The sequence below is a fragment of the Aeribacillus pallidus genome, from assembly GCF_050478865.1.
Classification (GTDB): Bacteria; Bacillota; Bacilli; order Bacillales; family JACDOC01; genus JACDOC01.
In genome coordinates, this window is the sequence record NZ_JBCNBW010000071.1 from 1 (window position 1) to 1354 (window position 1354).

General features: G+C 38.6%; 3 protein-coding genes. 2 read left to right on the forward strand and 1 reads right to left on the reverse strand.

The window, feature by feature from the left end; translation table 11 throughout:
• The coding region (locus tag ABES52_RS15150) for a helix-turn-helix domain-containing protein (protein ID WP_429652017.1) at window positions 1-309 on the forward strand (309 nt) is incomplete at its 5' end.
• Window positions 310-347: 38 nt separating this feature from the next.
• Entirely contained in the window at window positions 348-1166 is an 819-nt protein-coding gene (locus tag ABES52_RS15155; RefSeq protein WP_429652019.1) for an IS3 family transposase, read from the forward strand.
• Here ABES52_RS15155 and ABES52_RS15160 read toward each other — a convergent pair.
• Window positions 1144-1354: hypothetical protein (locus ABES52_RS15160; RefSeq protein ID WP_429652018.1), on the reverse strand; the 211-nt coding region annotated here is incomplete at its 5' end. The genes ABES52_RS15155 and ABES52_RS15160 overlap by 23 nt on opposite strands.

Genomic DNA, 1354 nt, shown 5'->3' on the forward strand with positions numbered 1-1354 from the left:
GTGATTTTTATGGCCAAAAAAGGGCAGAAGTTCCAAACATACACATTTGAAATGAAATTGGAAGCAGTAAAAATGAAAGAAGCTGGTTATACGAATGCTCAAATTAACGAAAAACTCGGCATAAAAGACAAAGACCGCTTGAAAGTATGGTGGAGAAAATATAAGAAAGATGGAGAAGCTGGTTTAATCGATAGAAGGGGCAGACGGAAAGAATATAAGGATCAAGATCGTTATGTTAGAAAATTAGAAATGGAGAATGCAATCCTAAAAAAGTATCTGGAGATTTTGAACAAGGAGGGAAGAAAATAAGGTTCCAGATAGTCGATCAATTCAGAGAAGATTACACAATAGAGGAACTATGCACGTTTCTAAAAGTATCCGTTTCAGGCTATTACAAGTACAAAAAGACTGCAGGTATTCAGAGAGACTCCTGGCTGAGCGAGCGGATATTGGAGATCTATCATAAATATGATGGGATTTATGGCTACAGGCAAATCCATATGGATTTAACAGAGGAATACGGATTGAAAATTAATCATAAAAAGGTATTCAGGATTTATCAGGACCTTGGACTCAAAGCAAAAATCAGGAAGAAGAAGTTCAGGAATAAAAATCAATATATACAAACTGAACCAGAAAGAATTATGCCTAATCTTCTTGAACGAGACTTCTCTGCTGATGAACCAAATAAGAAATGGGTGACGGACATAACAGAGCTCACCCTATTTGATGAGAAACTGTATGTCTCCGCAGTAATGGACTTATACAACAAGGAAATTATAGGCTATCAGATCGGAAGTACACCAGATAAAATATTCGTCATGAAAACGATTAAGATGGCATTAGACAAAAGAATGGACGTGGATGGCCTGATTCTTCATAGCGACAGAGGAGGCCAATACACGTCCCGTGCCCTGCAGGACACTCTTGAATCTTACGGAATCCGTTTGAGCATGTCCCGGGCAGGCAATCCATTTGATAACGCCTGCATCGAGAGTTTCTTTTCCCATTTCAAAACGGAATCCATCTACCCTTATGATGTCCAAACATTAGAAGAATTAGAACAACGAATTGTAGAGTATATACACTTTTACAATCATGAGCGAAGACAAAGGAAACTAAATAAGATGTCACCAGTTAACTTTAGGCTTCAACACGCTGCATAATGGGAAGGAAATTGCTCCCTACTTGAATTAAAACTGTGATCGCATTTGAGAATACAGCTTGATATGGAGTAAACGCATGGTAACCTAGATGAGGTGAATCCAGCTTTGAATAGCCTGGTTTCCTGGTGCGAGAACCATGCGTGGAGAGGCTCCATGTCAAGCTATATGAATAATAGACAATATACCAT